The following is an 18,712-nucleotide window of genomic DNA, read 5'->3' on the forward strand; positions in this document are numbered from 1 at the left end:
AGGGAATCCCCTCACTTTTTGAATTTTTAATATTCACTTTTGACTTTGACCCCGGTCGTATTCAGGGTAGTAACATAAGTTTTGTAGTCAATTCCAATCGACTGGAAGACTTCCTTCATGATCACTTCGATAGCTATGGCAGTTTCGGATTCCCGGCTTAGCATGAAGATGGAAGGCCCTGAGCCGCTGATACCCCCACCAAGTGCGCCGGCTTCCTTACTCCGGCTTTTGACTTCGTCAAAGCCGGGGATCAGCATACTTCTGACCGGCTCGATAATCACGTCTTCGAGTGAGCGGCCGATCAGGTCGTAATCCTTCTGGAGGAAGCCCGATACGAGGCCTGCGATGTTTCCCCACTGGCGGATCGCATCCTTAAGCAACACTTCTTTCCTGAGGATTTGCCGCGCATCAGAAGTCCGCACTTCGATCTGGGGATGTACTACCGTTACAAACAAGGGCGGGGCGGACAGCTGAACAATATCAAGGGGGAAGATCGAGCGGATCAACGTGACACCGCCCATGATGCATGGAGTTATATTGTCTGCATGCTTCACACCACTGGCCACCTTTTCGCCTGCCATTGCAAAACGGACAAGATCTTTGCTGGAAAACCTGTTGCCCAGCAAGTGGTTTGCAGCTACTACGGCGCCTGCAGAACTCGCAGCGCTTGAACCAAGCCCGCTTCCTGGTTTAATGTGTTTGGTGATACTGATATCAAAACCGACAGGTTCCTGTACTTCCTTCATCAGGTCGAGCAGGGCGGCACCTGCAACATTCTGGGCGGGATCAGATGGAAGCGCATATCCGTCAGTGTGGGAAATGCGGATACCAGGTACATCGCTCAGGGTCATTTCAATTTCGTCCTGCGGATCATTGAGAGCCATTCCCAGGATATCAAATCCGCAAACCAGGTTGGCAACAGTAGCCGGACAGCTGGCTGTTACTTTTTTACCGTAATCAATTCCTTGCTTTATCTCTGTTGTCATAGTGACTTAATATTCTTTTTAATTGAGCGTTGCTCTTAGTATATCTGCGAATACGCCTGAGGCCGTAACATCGGCTCCTGCCCCTGCGCCCTTGATCACGAGCGGTTGCAATGGGTAACGATCTGTCTTGAACAGGACAATGTTATCCTTGCCATACAGGTGATACAGGTCATGGCCGGGTGCGATCTGCTGTAGTCCTACAGATGCTTTTCCTTCATTGTATGTAGCAACGAATTTCAATTTGCACCCGTTGGCAGCAGCGGCATCAAAGATGGATCTGAAATGTGCTTCCTGTTTCAGCATTTCGTTATAGAAATCATCAACTGAACCATTCATGCAGGAAGCAGGCAGGAAGCTGTTGTTGCTGATGCTTTCCATTTCCAGGTGCTCACCTGTTTCGCGGGCAAGGATCATGATTTTGCGCATTACATCCACACCGCTCAGGTCAAGGCGCGGGTCGGGCTCAGTGTATCCTTCATCCTGTGCCTGGCGAACCACTTCTGCAAACGGACGTGATCCGTCATAATTATTGAAAACAAAATTCAGAGTGCCACTCAGTACAGCTTCGATGCTATGGATGCGATCACCGCTTTTCAGCAAATCGTTTAACGTGCCGATAACTGGCAAACCTGCACCCACATTTGTTTCAAAGAGGAATGAAGTATTGAACTCGTGCGACTTGTTTTTCAACTCGCGATAATAGCTGTATGGCGAAGAGCAGGCGATTTTGTTACAGGCTACCACAGCTATACTTTTCTCGAGCAGCTTTGGATACGCGCGAGCCACTTCTTCGCTTGCAGTGACATCAACAAATACAGTGTTGCGCAGGTTTCGCTGGATAATATCATCAGTAAACGAAGTTATATTGCCTTCCACGCCATGGTCCATTGCAGCCTTCCAGCTAAGCAGGTCAATGCCCTCTTCGTTGATGAGGTAACGTTTGCTGTTGGCCAGGCCAACAACCCTGAGTTGAAGCCTCATATGCTGCAGAAGAAATTGTTGCTGCTGCGCAAGCTGCTGCAGCAATCTTCCACCAACATTGCCCACGCCAGTTATAAAAAGGTTGATTTGTTTGTATGTCTTCTCAAAGAACTCTTCGTGTAGCAGGTTAATGGCTTTGCGCACATCGCGGGTTGCGATCACTGCGGAGATATTCCGCTCAGAAGAGCCCTGCGCAATGGCACGTACGTTTACTCCATTACGACCAAGTGATCCGAACATCTTGCCACTGATCCCGGGGTGACTTTTCATCTGCTCGCCGACAAGTGCAACTATAGAAAGATCTTTTTCCACGATCAGCGGTTCTACTTTCCTCAGGCTTATCTCAGGTGCAAAAGCAGCGTCTACCGCCATCTTTGCCTTGTCAGCTGCAGTTGCGTCCACGCCAACACAGATGGAATGTTCTGATGATCCCTGGGTGATAAGGATCACATTGATCTGGTGTGCGGCAAGTGCTTCGAAAAGGCGTCTTGAAAATCCTGGTACTCCCACCATTCCACTACCTTCAAGACTCAGCAGGGCGAGGTTACTTATGCTGGAAATCCCCCTCACGGGGTTCCCGTTGCGATAGCTTTCATTCTGGATAACGGTACCGGCATCTCCAGGTGCAAACGTGTTTTTGATCCAGACCGGGATATGCAGGTTCATCACGGGTTGAATGGTCGGCGGATAGATCACTTTCGCGCCGAAATGAGAAAGCTCCATAGCTTCCTGGTAGGAGATTGCAGGTATTACCCTGGCATTAAGCACCCAGCGTGGATCAGCCGTCATCATGCCACTGACATCAGTCCAGATCTCGAGACTGGACGCTTTCACCGCAGCTGCGGCAATTGCTGCAGTATAATCAGACCCGCCCCGGCCGAGCGTAGTCGTAATCCCTTCCGTATCGGATGCAATAAAGCCAGGCATGACAACCAGCGGTGTTGACAGCGACTGCAGCTCAAGGCTGAACTGCTCGTTGGTGAGGGCAAAGTCTACAGTTGCATTACCGAATTCACCATTGGTACGAATCAGTTTTCGACTATCCCACCACGTTGCCGGAACGCTTTTGGCCTGGAATGCAGCCGTTATGACGAGGGACGAGATAAGTTCCCCATAGCTCACTAGCTTGTCCTTTGTCCTGGCAGTAGTTTCCCCAAGCAGGAAAATTCCATTACACAGGTCTTCCACTTCATTACAGAGCTTTTTAACCGCACTAAGCATGCTGCTTTGCTGCTGAACCGGGATGAGTTGCCTCACTGCATCAAGATGACGGGTGGTTATATGCCCGACATGTTCTTTATATAACTCATTACCTCCTGCTGCCAGGGAGCCGCATTGTAACAGCGCATCGGTTGTGCCCCCAAAAGCGGAAACAACAATTATAACCGGTTCTTTACTAATCTTTTCCGATACTATATCTATTACTCTGAGTATGGCTTCCGCAGTGCCTACGGAAGTACCGCCGAATTTTAAAACCTGCATATTTATGAAGGGGGGAAATGTTATGATTGTAGATGAATAAGAAAGAAGTTCCTTAATGAAAACAGCCGGGGGCCCAAACGGTAATATGGAAAAATACAACCCTTAACGGGTTGTGATAATGGTAATAGTGGTAGTTGAGGTTGTTGCGGCAACCCCAATGGAAGTCTTGTATGTAATGAATTGTACCACTGAAATTTTGGAGGAATGAAAATACAAAGCACCCAACATATAACAATCGTTAGTTTTTAGATTTTTTTCATGTTTTGCTGATTTCTTATATTCATAGCCCGATTGCTGCCATAACTGTTTCAAAAAATCAACGTATCATGCCAAGTATGGACCCGGCAGCCCTGCAACAATTCAAGAGTGAGGTCGCCCTGAAATTTCAATTGTATAACAGCCTGTTCACATCCCTGCCGTTTCATCGTATTGAAAAGACCGGAATACTGCTATCCATGCTGTTGAATGTTTGTGAAGAAGGTTATAAAAAGAAGAAGAGCCCTGTACAGATCATGGATGAGTTCTTTTCCATGCACACCACTTACAGGAATGAGCAGGAGCAGACCGATCTTTTGTTTCGCTTTGTTCAATATGTGGAAAGACAGGTTGTGCTGTTCGATGCCCTTGAAGATGCGGCATTCAGTAAGGTCAATGATCTTTCAGGACCAGGTTCCCTTAAGCAACTGAAGGGCATACTCGAAAGGACAGATGCGATAGCAGATGGTCACGACCATACAAAACATGCCGACCAGTTCAGTGTTAAGTTGGTGCTTACCGCTCACCCGACACAGTTTTATCCCGGTTCAGTATTGGGAATCATCAACGATCTTTCTAAAGCGTTGCAGGAGAACAACACGACCCTCGTAAATACATACCTGCAGCAATTAGGGAAAACACCATTTTTCAAGAAACAAAAGCCTACACCATTCGATGAGGCAATGAGCCTTATCTGGTACCTTGACAATGTCTTTTATCCGGCTGTAGGCAGGATCCTGACATATGCAGCTAACGAACTGCAGCCTTGGATCAATGCGGATCAGCCGATGCTGCAGCTGGGGTTCTGGCCTGGCGGAGACCGTGATGGTAACCCGTTTGTTACCGTTGACACAACCTTGCAGGTAGCCGCTACGCTGCGGAGCAGCATAGTGAAGTCATATTATATGGATGTAAGAAGACTGAAACGAAGGCTTACATTCAAGGAAACAGATCAGCTGATAGCGCAACTGGAAAAGCAATTATATAATGAGGTGTTTTCGGAAGGAGCCCAGCTCGAATTAACGGCGGATGGCATGATTCAGCAACTCAAGCAGATTCGCGACACCCTGGTGTACCAGCATAATGGTCTCTTTGCCAACCTGGTCGACAACCTCATCCAGAAGATGCATGCATTCGGACTTTATTATGCATCGCTTGATGTAAGGCAGGACAGCAGCGTGCATGTATCATTGTTCAGGTCGTTGCAACAGTATTTTAAATTGTTTCCTGCAGATTATGACCAGCTTGAAGAGGGCCAGCGGCTTGAACTTCTCTCCCGACTTTCACCGCTTCCTGCTGAAGCGAAATTGCAGGAGCCTTTACATGAAGATGCACTGAACAGCGTGAAAGCTATTGCAACCATTCAACAACAGAATGGTGAGAGGGGTTGCCACCGCTATATCATCAGCCAGTGTAACTCCGCTTCCAGTGTGATGGAAGTTTATGGACTCTTCCTCCTCGGAGGATGGAAGCCTGAGTCGATGTCCATTGATATTGTTCCTTTGTTCGAAACAATTGATGACCTGAAAAGCGCGGGTGAGATCATGGAAAAATTATACCGGCTTCCTGTATATCGCGAACACCTTCAACGCAGGAAAAACCGGCAGACGATCATGCTTGGTTTTTCTGACGGAACCAAGGATGGTGGTTATCTCATGGCAAACTATTCGATCCTGAAAGCCAAACAATCACTCACCAGCCTGTCTGAGAAATATGGTATCGATGTGCTGTTTTTTGATGGTCGTGGCGGTCCCCCGGCAAGAGGGGGTGGAAAGACGCAAAAGTTTTATGCCTCTATGGGAAATGATGTTTCCGGCAAGGAGATTCAATTGACAATCCAGGGCCAGACCATCAGTTCCAACTTTGGTACGATCGATGCCGCGCAATTCAATATGGAGCAATTGCTGAATGCGGGCCTCAGCAGTTACCTGCGCGAAAAAGATGAACCTACCATGGAGCCCGAAGAACAGGAATTGCTGTCCAGGCTTGCAGCTGATGGATTTAAGTCTTATGTGTCTTTGAAAGAACATCCGGAATTTGTCAACTACCTGGCAAATGCCAGTCCCCTGCGTTTTTATGCCGAGACAAATATCGGTTCGCGTCCTGCAAAAAGAGGCTCAGCAACAAGACTGAGTCTGAAAGATCTTCGCGCCATCCCATTTGTGGGTGCATGGAGCCAGTTGAAACAAAATGTAACGGGTTATTATGGGGTGGGCACTGCATTGCAGCTTGCGGAGCAACGTGGACAATGGAAGCAGGTGAAGGACCTGTATCAGCATTCGTTGTTTTTCCGGACGCTTATCGATAATTGTGAAATGGCCATGCTCAAATGTCATTTCCCGCTCACCAGCCACCTGGCAGATCATCCTGCGTTTGGAGAGATCTGGCACATGATCTACAGCGAATATGAACTGACCCGTAAATACCTGTTTCAACTTTCCGGCAAAACTGAATTGATGGCAGATTACCCGGTGGAGCAACTGTCTGTTCAGATGCGTGAGCGCATTGTTCTGCCACTTACAACCATACAACAATATGCTATTTCAAAAGTGCGCGAAATGGAAGGTGCGAACGGACAGGGACCTGCTGCAGCGATTCGTGCCACCTACGAGAAGCTGGTAATGCGTTCATCATTTGGGATCATCAACGCAGGAAGAAACTCTGCATAAAAAAATAGAGGCCACCTGTAGAAACAGGTGGCCTTCAACGATTGCTTGCCATATGTGAAACAGATATCAGAAACTGTATACTGCTGCCAGCACAAAACTGCCGGCAGATTTTTTGCCAGTTCCATCTTCATTTGTAAAGATGTTCTCGCTGGCATTATCGAAACGGAACTCTGGAATAAATGTCAGCCCGCCTGTTTTGAAATTGGCTGAAAGTGTGGTGGCAAAGATGTTTGCACCATCATTTACACCAGTAGGATATTTAAGTTGATTCTTGTCGCTGAAATATTCGCCCCGGAGCGTAAGGCCAAACCATGGCTTTGGATCAACATTAAGATAGACTGCGGAACCCCACCAGGATTTTGAATCAACATTCTTCTCGCCATCCCAGGCCTTTGATGAGTTTACGGTTCCATTGTAACCGAGACTGAAAACATCGCTTACTTTGCCGGTGATCACTAGATCGAATTGATTCACCTTGCTGGTGTCGGGATTTTTACCACCCACATAGTTCAGGTAAAACTTCAGGTTGTCCGATGCGGCGAAACTGTATTGTGCGATCAGGAATTTCCGGTTGATCATATCTGATGGTGGAATCCGGTAATCAGTTGCATTGGAAACACCAACCATCAGTCCACTTTTGCCTTTAGTCAGTTCTGCTTTCAAACCGGTATGTGTGAACGGACCATTTGTAAACATGTAAGACATGCTGTAGTTGCGGTTGAGTTGAGGATCAACGAGCTCATAACCGACGTGGGTAGCCCAGGTTCCCGCAGAAAACTTTAACCAGTCGGTTGGTGAGTAACTTATGTACAATTGTTTTATGGCCTGCGTGATTCCTTCGTCTGCATAAGCAAATTCCTTTGCGCGTGGACCAAAGCCGAGATCTATCACAACTCCGACTTTTTCCCCCTTATGTTCGGCTTTGATACTTGCCATACCAAGGGCGAAAGCATTGTGACTATTTGTAAAGCTCGTCTTGTTGTTTGAAGCCTGTTTGCTGAAATCGTACCGGTAATACACATCGGCGGATCCGGAAAATGTAATCAGCGGCTTCTTTTCTTCCGGGGCAGGCGCGCCGGGGTCAGTTGTTGTGGTTGTGGTTGCAGAGGCCGTTTCGTTGGTCTGGGTATAAGCAGTTAGTGTACATGCAATGGCGATGCCTGTTGCAAATATTTTTTGTAACATTGCGTAACATTTTAAGTGTTAAGGGAAAGGGTACGGCGATGAGCTTGTGTCAGAAGTTCATCATTACGCTGTACCTTTTTCTATTGATCAGTGATCTGCGGTGTCAGCTCAGATCTCTGACAGTTGTTCTTCATGGATTTTTCCATTATTCTGCACAAGCAGTGTGCCCTGCAGGTATTTTTCGTTGTGCTGGGTAGCATCCAGTCCCAGTTCTTCTTCTTCTGAGCTCACACGCAATGGGAGAATGAAATTGATGAATTTGAAAATGCCGTAAGATACCACGAAGCTGTAGGCAACAACTATTGCGAGTGCCTTGAGCTGGGTGAGGAAAAAGGCAGCATTTCCATAAAAAAGTCCGTCTGCGCCGGCGCCATTTACCGCTTTTGTTGCGAAAATTCCGGTCATCAGCATACCCACCATACCGCCAATACCGTGACAGGGGAACACATCCAGGGTGTCATCGAGTGTTGACTTTTGTTTGTAATAAACCGCAAGATTCGAAACAATTGCTGTTACTGCTCCTACAAAGATGCTTTGGTGAATGGTTACGAATCCGGCTGCAGGTGTAATGGCTACGAGTCCTACAACAGCCCCGATACAGAAACCAAGCACGGAAGGTTTTTTGCCACGGGCAACATCAAAGAACATCCAGCTCAGGCCAGCAGCAGCTGCCGCGGTATTGGTGGTGGCGAATGCTGAAACAGCAAGGGCGTTTGCACCAAGGGCAGAACCTGCATTGAATCCGAACCAGCCGAACCAAAGGAGCCCTGTACCAATAAGAACATATGGAATATTTGCGGGGGGAATTTCTTTGTGCTCAAGGTGCGACTGCCTGCGCTTGAGAACCAATGCTCCGGCAAGGGCCGCACAACCGGCTGAGATGTGCACTACTGTACCACCGGCGAAGTCAAGCACTCCCATTTTAAAGAGGAAGCCTTCAGGATGCCATGTCCAGTGTGCTATGGGGGCATAAACCAAAAGGCTGAAGAGTGCAATAAACACAATGTATGATGTGAAACGTATCCTTTCGGCTACTGCACCAACTACAAGTCCGGGTGTAATAATCGCGAACATCAGCTGGAAGAGGGCAAAAAGTGCCAGCGGAATAGTGGGTGCCAGGCTCCATGGGGCACCTGAGGAAACACCTTTGAAAAAGGCAAAGGTGCCGGGATTACCAATAAAGCCTCCGATAGAATCTCCAAAGCAGAGACTAAATCCTACTACTACCCAAATAATACTCACTACACCGGCAGCAACTACGCTTTTGATCATCGTTGAGATCACATTTTTGCGGTGTACCATGCCTCCATAAAAAAACGCAAGTCCGGGTGTCATTAAAAATACCAGCGCTGTGGCAACAATAATCCAGCCGGTATCAGCAGCATTGTACAGTTTGCCACCGTCATCAAAATTCGGCAGAGCAGGAACAAATAGTGACGCGATCGCTACAGCTGCCAGAACCAGGAAGGGGGCAACCTGTTTGGTTGTCAGTTTACTCATTTCAGTTGGTTTAAGTGAAGACATTACAAAAAAACTAATTTTATATTCTTTCACTAAAATAGTTATTAAAACTACATTAAACCGTCACAAATATACACATATAATTAAAAATAATGTGATTTGGCTTTACTGGGTGATAGATAAACATTTAAATAGTCTGAAGTGCGGAGCGGCGAGGCGGTAAAGATATTGAATGTCAATATGTTAGTAGCCAAAATGAGAACTTGCCCCAGGCGGTTCTGAAAGAATGGGATTTTAGGAACGTGGCATGGTCATATAAAATGAAATATTAACAAGATCCAGGTATACGGAATAAAAAAAGCGGCCGAAGCCGCTTTTTGATTTATATGAATAAAAATATAATATGTTGTGGGAGCTATTAAATGGCTACCGAAAGCACTTCATCCCTGCTTTCCAGGAGAGATTGCCCCATCAGGAATTCATCGACCTTTCGGGCGCACTCGCGGCCTTCACTGATTGCCCAGACTACGAGGCTCTGGCCCCGACGGATATCGCCGGCAGCGAAGACCTTGGGAATATTTGTCTGGTAGGAGCGTTCAGTTGCGCGGACATTGCCTCTTTCATCGAGCTCGATTCCCAGTTCGTTGAGCATTCCTTCTTTCTGGGGATGGACAAATCCCATGGCCAGTAATGCCAGTTCGCAGGGGATTTCTTTTTCGCTACCCGCTTTTTCTTTGAATTGAGCTGGTCTGCCATCAGAACTGCTGGTCCATTCCAGAGTAACGATCTTAAGTGCCTTGAGGTTTCCGTTTCCATCACCAACAAACTCTTTCGTCGCTACCGCCCAGTGACGTTCACAACCTTCTTCATGCGATGACGATGTTTTCAGGACCATTGGATAAGTCGGCCATGGCATAAAAGCTGTCCTGTCGTCCGGTGGCTTTGGCAATAGTTCGAACTGGGTTACAGATACTGCACCATGCCTGTTTGAGGTACCCACACAGTCGCTGCCTGTATCACCACCACCTATCACCACCACATTTTTACCGGTTGCAAAAACATCCTGCCCGATCACATTGCTCTCAATTTCGGCGCCTGCAAGCGGATCGGAGCCGTCATTCCTTTTATTCTGCTGTTTCAGGAACTCCATGGCAAAATGAACACCATTAAGTTCCCTGCCAGGAACGTCGAGGTTGCGTGGAACAGTAGATCCTCCGGCCAGCACTACTGCCTGGTATTCCCTGAGCAGATCATCAATGCGGACATTTACGCCAACATTTGCATGACACCTGAATACCACACCCTCTTCTTCAAGAAGCGCGATCCGGCGGTCAATCACCCATTTTTCAAGCTTAAAGTCAGGGATGCCATAACGAAGAAGTCCACCCGGCTTTTCATCACGTTCGTAAACGGTCACCTGGTGGCCTGCATAATTCAGCTGCGCTGCTGCTGCGAGTCCGGCTGGACCTGATCCGATCACAGCTACTTTTTTCCCGGTGCGCAGGTTTGGTTTTTTTGCCTTTACAAATCCTTTTTCAAATCCTATTTCAATAATATGCTTTTCTATCTCTTCGATAGCTACTGCCGGTTGATTGATGCCAAGCACACAAGCCGTTTCGCATGGCGCAGGGCAGATCCTGCCGGTGAACTCCGGGAAGTTATTTGTTGAGCTAAGTATCTCGTATGCTTCTTCCCAGTTTTTGCGGTATACCGCATCATTAAATTCGGGAATGACGTTACCAAGAGGGCAACCATTGTGGCAGAAAGGAATGCCACAATTCATACAGCGGGCCGATTGTTTATTGAGCTGTTCATCTGAATAGCGTTCAACAAATTCATTATAGTCTTTTATCCGTTCTGCTGCAGGGCGCTTACCGGGCAATTCCCGCCCAAACTCCATAAATCCAGTTGGTTTACCCATATTCAAAAATTAAAAAATCAAGAATTTAAAAGTCAAAATTTAGTTGCGTTCTTAAGGGTTTTGTCAGCTGTTTCCTTTGACAACGGCTTTCTTTTCCCTGATCACTTTCTTGTAATCACGCGGGAAGACCTTGATGAAATTTTTCAGCTGGTTGTCAAAATCCTCGAGGATAAACTGCGCAACAGTACTGCCGGTATAGTCATAATGCTGCCGGATCATTTCGCGCAGATCAGCCGCATCTTCCTGGTCAAGCGGATCGAGGTCAACCATTTCAGTATTACAGTTGGTAGAGAAGCGGTTGTTGACATCGTAGATATATGCAATGCCACCACTCATGCCCGCTGCAAAGTTCCGGCCGGTGTCACCCAATATCACTACTTTACCGCCGGTCATATATTCACAACCGTGGTCACCGGTGCCTTCCACCACTGCAGTTGCACCTGAGTTTCTAACTGCGAAACGTTCGCCGGCTTTACCGCGGATGAATGCCGTTCCTGAAGTGGCACCATAAAAGGCAACGTTACCTATGATGATATTATCTTCCGGAACAAAGCCTGCTAACAATGATGGGTAAACGATGAGTTTTGCACCGCTCAATCCTTTCCCGAAATAGTCATTTGCATCTCCTTCCAGTTCAAGTGTCACTCCATTGGTATTGAAAGCACCAAAGCTTTGTCCTGCCGTACCTGTGAACTTGAAGTGGATGCTGTCTTCACGCAACCCGAGTGAACCATATTTTTTTGAGATCTCGTTCGAGAGGATGGTACCAATCGTACGATCGGTATTCTTGACAGCGAAAGTTGCAAATACTTTTTGTTCCTGTTCCAGCGCAGGCTTTGCTGCTTCCAGCAGTTTCCAGTCGAGCAGTTCCGTCATGCCATGATCCTGCGCTTCCCTATTATACAGCCCGGTATACAATGATGCCGGCTCTTTATACAGAATCGGGGAGAGGTCAAGATTTTTATATTTCCAGTGATTCACATCAGTGCGTGCCTCAAGGCAGTCTACCTGGCCAACCATTTCATTGATTGTACGGAAACCAAGGTCAGCCATGATCTCGCGCACTTCCTCGGTAATGAACCGGAAGAAGTTAACCACGTGGTCTGCATCACCGTTGAATCGCTTGCGTAGTTCAGGGTCCTGGGTGGCAACGCCAACAGGGCAGGTATTCAAATGACATTTACGCATCATGATGCAACCTTCCACAACAAGCGCTGCTGTTGCCACTCCCCATTCTTCTGCTCCCAGCAAAGTAGCTACGATGATATCGCGCCCGGTCTTCATCTGGCCATCCGCCTGTAAAACCACCCTGCTCCTGAGTTTGTTTTTTACGAGTGTCTGGTGGGATTCTGCAAGCCCGAGTTCCCATGGTAGGCCTGCGTGCTTGATAGAGCTGACAGGTGAAGCTCCTGTACCGCCGTCGAAACCGGCAATCAGGATCACATCAGCTTTTGCTTTGGCAACACCTGCTGCGATTGTACCCACACCTGCCTTGCTTACCAGTTTTACGCTGATGCGCGCTGCACGGTTTGCATTCTTCAGGTCGAAGATCAGCTGTGCCAGGTCTTCGATTGAATAGATATCGTGGTGCGGGGGCGGCGAAATCAATCCAACACCCGGAGTGGAGTGACGAACCTTACCAATCCATTCGTCCACCTTATGCCCGGGAAGCTGTCCACCTTCTCCAGGTTTGGCGCCCTGGGCCATTTTGATCTGTAATTCATCCGCCATTGTGAGATAGTGACTCGTAACACCGAATCTCGCTGATGCGACCTGTTTAATCGCACTGCGCATAGAGTCACCGTTCGGTAGTGTCTGGTAGCGCATTTCATCTTCACCACCTTCACCTGTATTGCTTTTAGCGCCGATCCGGTTCATGGCAATGGCCAGCGTGCTATGCGCCTCATGTGAGATTGAGCCAAAACTCATCGCACCGGTTGCAAAACGCTTCATTATGCTTTCTGCGCTTTCCACTTCATCAATAGAAATGGACGGCCTGTTCTTTTTGAATTGCAGCTGGCTGCGGAGTGTCGCTGCTTTGCCTGACTGGTCGTTCACCAGTTTGCTGTATTTTTTAAATGTGCCGTAATCATTCATCCTTGTTGCATACTGCAGCAAATGGATGGTCTGTGGATTGAAAAGATGAAATTCTCCTTTACGCTTCCACTGGTAGACACCACCGACAGGCAGCCGGTCGACCGGTATTTCTTTTTTGCTGAATGCAAGGAAATGTTTTGCCAAAGACTCTTTTGCAATCTCGTCAAGTCCCATTCCCTCGATACGCGAAGTTGCCCCGGTGAAATATTTATCGACAACGCTTTTGTTAATACCAATGATCTCGAAGATCTGTGCACCCTGGTATGACTGCAAAGTGGAGATTCCCATTTTCGAGAACACTTTCAACAGACCATCGTTTACCGCCTTGATATAGTTCTTTTTCAGCTGATCCGGTTCAAGTGTAGTTTCCAGCTTATCATTAAGCCGCATATCGCGGATGGTAGATAAAGCGAGATAAGGGTTGATAGCGGTAGCACCAAAGCCGATCAGGCAGGCAAAGTGATGCACTTCCCAAACGTCACCAGCTTCCACTACAAGTCCAACCTGTCCACGGAAACCTTTGCGGATCAGGTGATGGTGAACTGCGGCAGTTGACAGGAGAGAAGGTATCGGAGCATGATCTGAATCTATCGCCCTGTCTGACAGGATCAATACTTCAAATCCATCCTGTACGGCGTCCACTGCATAACGACAAAGTCTGTCGAGTGCTTTTTGCAATGATCCTGGTTTGCCATCCGAACGGAAATAACATTGCAGTGTTTTTGCCTGGAATATTCCGGTATCTATACTACGGATCTGTTCCAGCTCGTGGTTGTTCAAAACCGGCTGTTTCAAAGCAACACTGTGTGCAGCAAGCGGATCTTCAATCAGGAGATTGCCATTATTTCCCACGAAAGTAGCCAGAGACATAACCAGTCTTTCGCGGATCGGGTCAATTGGCGGATTGGTAACCTGGGCGAACAATTGTTTAAAATAGCTGCTCAGGTGTTGTGGCTGGTCACTCAGGACGGCAAGCGGTGTATCGGTTCCCATAGAACCCACCGGCTCTTTTCCCTCCGTAGCCATCGGTGCAATGATGGTTTCAAGATCTTCAGTTGAATAACCAAACGCTTTCTGGTATTTGAACACCTGTTCGTGTTCAAGGTGAGTGAAAAGTACTCTTGGTTCAGGCAATTCTTCAAGCCTGATCTTATATTTATTCAGCCACTCAGCATAAGGCTTCTGGCTGCAGATTTGTTGTTTTAATTCTTCATCGCTGATGATGCGACCTTGTTCAAGGTCAACGACGAACATTTTTCCCGGCTGAAGACGTCCCTTCTCTTTTACGATAGCGGGGTCTACCGGCAATACACCGGTTTCCGATGCCATGATCACCCGGTCATCAGTGGTAACGCAGTAGCGTGAGGGGCGAAGGCCGTTACGGTCGAGCGTTGCGCCGATAATTTTTCCATCTGTAAATGAGATAGAAGCAGGACCATCCCAGGGCTCCATGAAAGCCGCATGGAATTCATAGAAGGCCTTCTTTAACGGGTCCATCTGGTCATTGCCGTCCCAGGCTTCCGGAATCAGCATCATCATCACATGGGGCAATGACCGGCCGGTAAGCGTGAGTAATTCGATCATATTATCCAGGCAGGCTGAGTCGGACTGGCCTTCAGTTACGATCGGCAGCAACATATCCATTTCTTCTTTCGTAAAGTATGGAGATGTGAACCCTTTCTCGCTTGTTCTCAGCCAGTTCAGGTTACCCTGGAGCGTATTAATCTCCCCGTTGTGTGCAATGTAACGGAACGGTTGTGCGAGTTTCCAGGAAGGGAAAGTATTTGTCGCGAAGCGGGAGTGGACCAGTCCATATGCACTTACCATTCTTTTGTCGTTCAGGTCGGGGAAATAGCCGCGAACCTGCATGCTCGTCAGTTGTCCTTTATAGACTACAGTCTTATATGACAGGGATGCTACGTAGAACCCGATAGCATCTTTCCTTACAGTATTATTGATCGTATGACTCGCATAGTTGCGGAGAATGAAAAGCTTGCGTTCGAAATCATCCGGATTGGTAATGTGATCGGGGCAGGCTATAAAGACGTGCTCCATCTCTGGTTCAACACTTAACGCCGTAGCGCCGATGCCATCTGTATTTACCGGCACTTTCCGGTATCCGAGAACTTCAAGTCCAAGCTTTTCGGCAGCACGGTTGAAGATATCCCGGCATTCTTCACGTAGCCTGATTTCGCGGGGAAAAAACAATACACCAACACCATACTTACCGAAAGACGGAAGGTGGATGCCCAGTTTCACACATTCATCAAAAAAGAATTCATGCGGCGTCTGAACCATAATTCCCGCACCATCGCCGGTATTGTGTTCACAACCGCAGGCTCCCCTGTGCTCCATATTCTCCAGCACGGTCAGCGCATCAGAAATGATCTGGTGAGATTTGTTGCTTTTGATGTTTGCTACGAATCCAATGCCACAGGCATCATGCTCAAATGAGGGGTGGTATAAACCCTTGTTGCTTGCCATCGTTGATAATGCAGTTTAGAAATTATTCAAAAATATATGCCTTTTCCTATATGGAATTTAATATATGCAGCAAGCAACGGAATGAATATACAACAAATATTTCAAAGTCACACTAAGTATCCAAACAGATTGTCGTCTTTGTTCAGTTCAGTGTAGTTGATCTGGTATCGTTGCATATTGTCCAGCAATGTGTTATAGTCCTCGCGGCTTTTCAGCTCAATACCGACAAGTGCCGGACCGGATTCCTTGTTATGCTTCTGCATGTATTCAAATCGGGTGATGTCGTCATTTGGTCCCAATACGTGGTTGACGAATTCCTTCAGTGCACCTGGTCTTTGGGCGAAACGCACCAGGAAATAATGTTTGAGTCCTTCATATTGCAGGGACCTTTCCTTGATTTCCTGCATACGGTCAATATCATTATTGCTTCCGCTTACAATGCAGACAATATTTTTTCCCTTGATCCTGTCGGCATACTGGTCAAGGGCTGCTATGGACAGTGCGCCAGCAGGTTCAACAACAATTGCGTCAGCATTATACAGCTCGAGAATGACGGAGCACACTTTGCCTTCCGGCGCCAGAAGCATGTCGTCAAGTACTTCACGACAGATCTGGAAGGTTTTATCACCAACTTTTTTAACGGCAGCGCCGTCTACGAATCGTTCAATGTTTTCAAGGGATACAGGAGAGCCGTGTTGTAATGCACGGAGCATGGATGGAGCGCCTTCAGGTTCTACACCGATGATGGAAGTCTTAGGCGAATAAGTTTTAAAATACCGGCCGACACCCGCACTCAGTCCACCGCCGCCAACAGGTATAAATACAAAATCAACATCAGGCTGGTCTTCCAGGATTTCCACACCTACAGTTCCCTGTCCTTCAATAATTCTTTCGTCATCAAAAGGAGGGATGAAGGTCATCAGGTTTTCTTCCGTGTAAGTTTTTGCGGCCTGCGCGCAATCGTCAAAAGTGTCCCCTACAAGCCTCACTTCAATCCAGTCTTCACCAAACATCCGGGTTTGTGTGACTTTCTGGTTAGGGGTTATTATTGGCATGAAAACGACTCCTTTGACTTTGAGCCTGTTGCAACTGAATGCAAATCCCTGGGCATGGTTACCGGCACTGGCACACACCACGCCGTTCTGCAGCTGGTCTGCAGGCAGACTGCTCATCATATTGTAGGCCCCCCGAAGCTTATAGCTTCGCACAACCTGCAGGTCTTCACGCTTGAGATACACATTGCACTGGTACCTGCGGGACAGGTTCTGGTTATAGGTGAGCGCAGTGCGGTTCACGACCTTTTTGAGGCGGAAAGCAGCTTTGTGAAAATCGAGCGCAAAAGATGATGATAAAGGTGTTGCTGGTGTCGTCATTTTTCAAAGTCAGAAGTGAAAAGTCAAAATCAAAAAGCGGGTTCAGGCAGTACCGTACTATTACTTTTTAATTTTGACTTTTGAATTTATTAAGCGGTAACTGCCGGCTCTTTCTGGTTTTCAGGACGGAGGCTGCGAACCGTCTTTCCTGCCTGCCACATTTCGCTTTCCCTGAGTTCTTTCAGTTCAGCTTCGAGTTTCTCCCGGTAATCAGCCTGGCTGTTGGAGTCAATGCTGCGCTGGGATTCCTTTCCTGTTGCAACACTTTCATAAAGCTCTTTGAAAACCGGTGCAGTTGCATCACGGAATTTTTTCCACCAGTCAAGTGCGCCGCGTTGTGCAGTTGTGGAGCAGTTAGCGTACATCCAGTCCATTCCATTTTCAGCTACCAGTGGCATCAGAGATTGTGTCAGTTCTTCAACAGTCTCGTTGAATGCTTCACTTGGAGTATGGCCTTTGTCGCGCAGCACCTGGTACTGTGCGGCAAAAATGCCCTGGATAGCGCCCATGAGCGTACCCCTTTCACCTGTAAGATCTGAATACACTTCTTTTTTGAAATCAGTTTCAAACAGGTATCCGCTTCCTACGGCGATACCAAGCGCAACAACCCTTTCACGTGCTTTACCAGTGGCATCCTGGAAGATGGCAAAAGAACTGTTCAGTCCACGTCCCTGCAGGAACATGCGACGGAGAGATGTACCAGAACCTTTAGGAGCTACAAGGAAAACGTCAACATCCTTGGGTGGAATGATTCCGGTTTGCTCATTGAATGTAATACCGAAACCATGAGAAAAATAAAGTGCCTTACCAGGAGTAAGATATTTTTGAACGGTTGGCCACAACTGGATCTGTGCAGCATCGCTGAGGAGATAGCAGATGATTGTACCTTTAGACAATGCCTCTTCGATATCGAACAGGGTTTTACCGGGAACAAATCCATCAGCAACTGCCTTGTCCCAGCTTTTTGAATTCTTACGCTGACCAACAATTACGTTGATGCCATTGTCACGCTGGTTGAGTGCCTGACCAGGACCCTGAACACCGTAGCCGATTACCGCTACTGTTTCATTTTGCAGGACTTCCTGCGCTTTGGCGAGTGGGAACTCTTCGCGAGTAACTACATTTTCTTCCACTCCGCCGAAATTTAGTTTAGCCATCTTAACAAATTAAAAATTGAAAATTAAAAATTTAAAAGTCGATCCGTTGTATTGTGAGATCACATTGAAAAAACTTCATCCTGTTTGTCTAAGTATTCATTTTCCACCACATGCTCAGACGGTTCCTGCAGTTCAAACTCCCGCAGTTTTTCATGGAACCCGCGACTCGCCTTGATGATAGCCACCCTGGCGCTTCTTACAAACTCGATAAGTCCGTAGGGCTCCAATACGTTGATGAGCCGGTCAGTCTCTTCGCGATGACCCGTGGTTTCGAATACCGTGTAATCCTTTCGGATCACTACTGCTCTTGCGCCAAATTCGCGCAGCAGCCTTTCCACTTTTACCTTTTCTGCAATTTCATCAGTAGACACTTTATATAGTGCCAGTTCCTGCCATACAATTTCTTCGTTGTTATTGTAGTAGGCTTTAAGAACCTCAACCTGTTTCTCGATCTGGCGAACCAGTTTCTTTACCACTTCCTCCATTTCATGGATTACAATCGTAAAACGGTGAATGCCTTCCACTTCACTTGGAGATGTATTCAGGCTTTCTACATTGATCTTTCTGCGGGAAAATATGATAGCGATCCGGTTGAGCAGGCCGATCTGGTTTTCTGTATATACTGTTATGGTAAATTCTTGCTTGGACATACAATAGGTTT

Annotated in this window: 10 protein-coding genes; 1 reads left to right on the forward strand and 9 read right to left on the reverse strand. The window is 47.3% G+C overall.

From position 1 onward, the window contains the following. Positions 1–26 precede the first annotated feature (26 nt). Together OI18_RS05295 and thrA are read right to left on the reverse strand one after the other, a co-directional pair. Positions 27–986 carry a homoserine kinase gene (locus OI18_RS05295; protein ID WP_052272885.1) on the reverse strand — a complete coding sequence of 320 codons (960 nt, stop codon included), beginning with the start codon at positions 984–986 and terminating at the stop codon, positions 27–29. An 18-nt stretch (positions 987–1,004) separates the two neighbouring features. After that, positions 1,005–3,449: a bifunctional aspartate kinase/homoserine dehydrogenase I gene (gene thrA / locus OI18_RS05300; protein WP_039137792.1), complete on the reverse strand. Its 2,445-nt coding sequence runs from the start codon at positions 3,447–3,449 to the stop codon at positions 1,005–1,007. Between the two features lie 326 nt (positions 3,450–3,775). On the opposite strand from thrA, the gene OI18_RS05305 reads away from it, so the two are divergent. Continuing rightward, the gene (locus tag OI18_RS05305) at positions 3,776–6,373 is read left to right on the forward strand and encodes a phosphoenolpyruvate carboxylase (protein ID WP_052272909.1); all 2,598 of its coding nucleotides are present in this window, start codon (positions 3,776–3,778) and stop codon (positions 6,371–6,373) included. 66 nt (positions 6,374–6,439) lie between these two features. Here OI18_RS05305 and OI18_RS05310 read toward each other — a convergent pair whose 3' ends face one another. The 7 genes from OI18_RS05310 to ilvN form a co-directional block, all read right to left on the reverse strand. After that, on the reverse strand, positions 6,440–7,558 hold the full coding sequence (locus OI18_RS05310) for an outer membrane beta-barrel protein (RefSeq protein WP_052272886.1): 1,119 nt from the start codon (positions 7,556–7,558) through the stop codon (positions 6,440–6,442). A 108-nt stretch (positions 7,559–7,666) separates the two neighbouring features. Continuing rightward, on the reverse strand, positions 7,667–9,058 hold the full coding sequence (locus OI18_RS05315; RefSeq protein WP_039137934.1) for an ammonium transporter: 1,392 nt from the start codon (positions 9,056–9,058) through the stop codon (positions 7,667–7,669). Positions 9,059–9,437: 379 nt separating this feature from the next. Beyond that, positions 9,438–10,940 (reverse strand): glutamate synthase subunit beta, encoded by a 1,503-nt coding sequence (locus OI18_RS05320; protein WP_039137793.1) that lies wholly within the window; start codon positions 10,938–10,940, stop codon positions 9,438–9,440. 63 nt (positions 10,941–11,003) lie between these two features. After that, the gene (gltB, locus tag OI18_RS05325) at positions 11,004–15,521 is read right to left on the reverse strand and encodes a glutamate synthase large subunit (protein ID WP_039137794.1); all 4,518 of its coding nucleotides are present in this window, start codon (positions 15,519–15,521) and stop codon (positions 11,004–11,006) included. A 107-nt stretch (positions 15,522–15,628) separates the two neighbouring features. After that, positions 15,629–16,894 carry a threonine ammonia-lyase gene (gene ilvA / locus OI18_RS05330; RefSeq protein WP_039137801.1) on the reverse strand — a complete coding sequence of 422 codons (1,266 nt, stop codon included), beginning with the start codon at positions 16,892–16,894 and terminating at the stop codon, positions 15,629–15,631. 89 nt (positions 16,895–16,983) lie between these two features. Continuing rightward, positions 16,984–18,051 (reverse strand): ketol-acid reductoisomerase, encoded by a 1,068-nt coding sequence (gene ilvC, locus OI18_RS05335; protein ID WP_039137809.1) that lies wholly within the window; start codon positions 18,049–18,051, stop codon positions 16,984–16,986. A 59-nt stretch (positions 18,052–18,110) separates the two neighbouring features. After that, positions 18,111–18,701, reverse strand: coding sequence for an acetolactate synthase small subunit (ilvN, locus tag OI18_RS05340; protein ID WP_039137819.1), 591 nt, complete (start codon positions 18,699–18,701; stop codon positions 18,111–18,113). Positions 18,702–18,712: the final 11 nt, after the last annotated feature.

It is taken from the genome of Flavihumibacter solisilvae, assembly GCF_000814475.1.
GTDB classification, from domain to species: Bacteria; Bacteroidota; Bacteroidia; order Chitinophagales; family Chitinophagaceae; genus Flavihumibacter; species Flavihumibacter solisilvae.

Coding starts and splice junctions, on each gene's coding strand:
- OI18_RS05295 (WP_052272885.1), bottom strand. CDS start 986: ATGACAACAGAGATAAAGCAAGGAATTGATTACGGTAAAAAAGTAACA.
- thrA (WP_039137792.1), bottom strand. CDS start 3,449: ATGCAGGTTTTAAAATTCGGCGGTACTTCCGTAGGCACTGCGGAAGCC.
- OI18_RS05305 (WP_052272909.1), top strand. CDS start 3,776: ATGCCAAGTATGGACCCGGCAGCCCTGCAACAATTCAAGAGTGAGGTC.
- OI18_RS05310 (WP_052272886.1), bottom strand. CDS start 7,558: ATGTTACAAAAAATATTTGCAACAGGCATCGCCATTGCATGTACACTA.
- OI18_RS05315 (WP_039137934.1), bottom strand. CDS start 9,058: ATGAGTAAACTGACAACCAAACAGGTTGCCCCCTTCCTGGTTCTGGCA.
- OI18_RS05320 (WP_039137793.1), bottom strand. CDS start 10,940: ATGGGTAAACCAACTGGATTTATGGAGTTTGGGCGGGAATTGCCCGGT.
- gltB (WP_039137794.1), bottom strand. CDS start 15,521: ATGGCAAGCAACAAGGGTTTATACCACCCCTCATTTGAGCATGATGCC.
- ilvA (WP_039137801.1), bottom strand. CDS start 16,894: ATGACGACACCAGCAACACCTTTATCATCATCTTTTGCGCTCGATTTT.
- ilvC (WP_039137809.1), bottom strand. CDS start 18,051: ATGGCTAAACTAAATTTCGGCGGAGTGGAAGAAAATGTAGTTACTCGC.
- ilvN (WP_039137819.1), bottom strand. CDS start 18,701: ATGTCCAAGCAAGAATTTACCATAACAGTATATACAGAAAACCAGATC.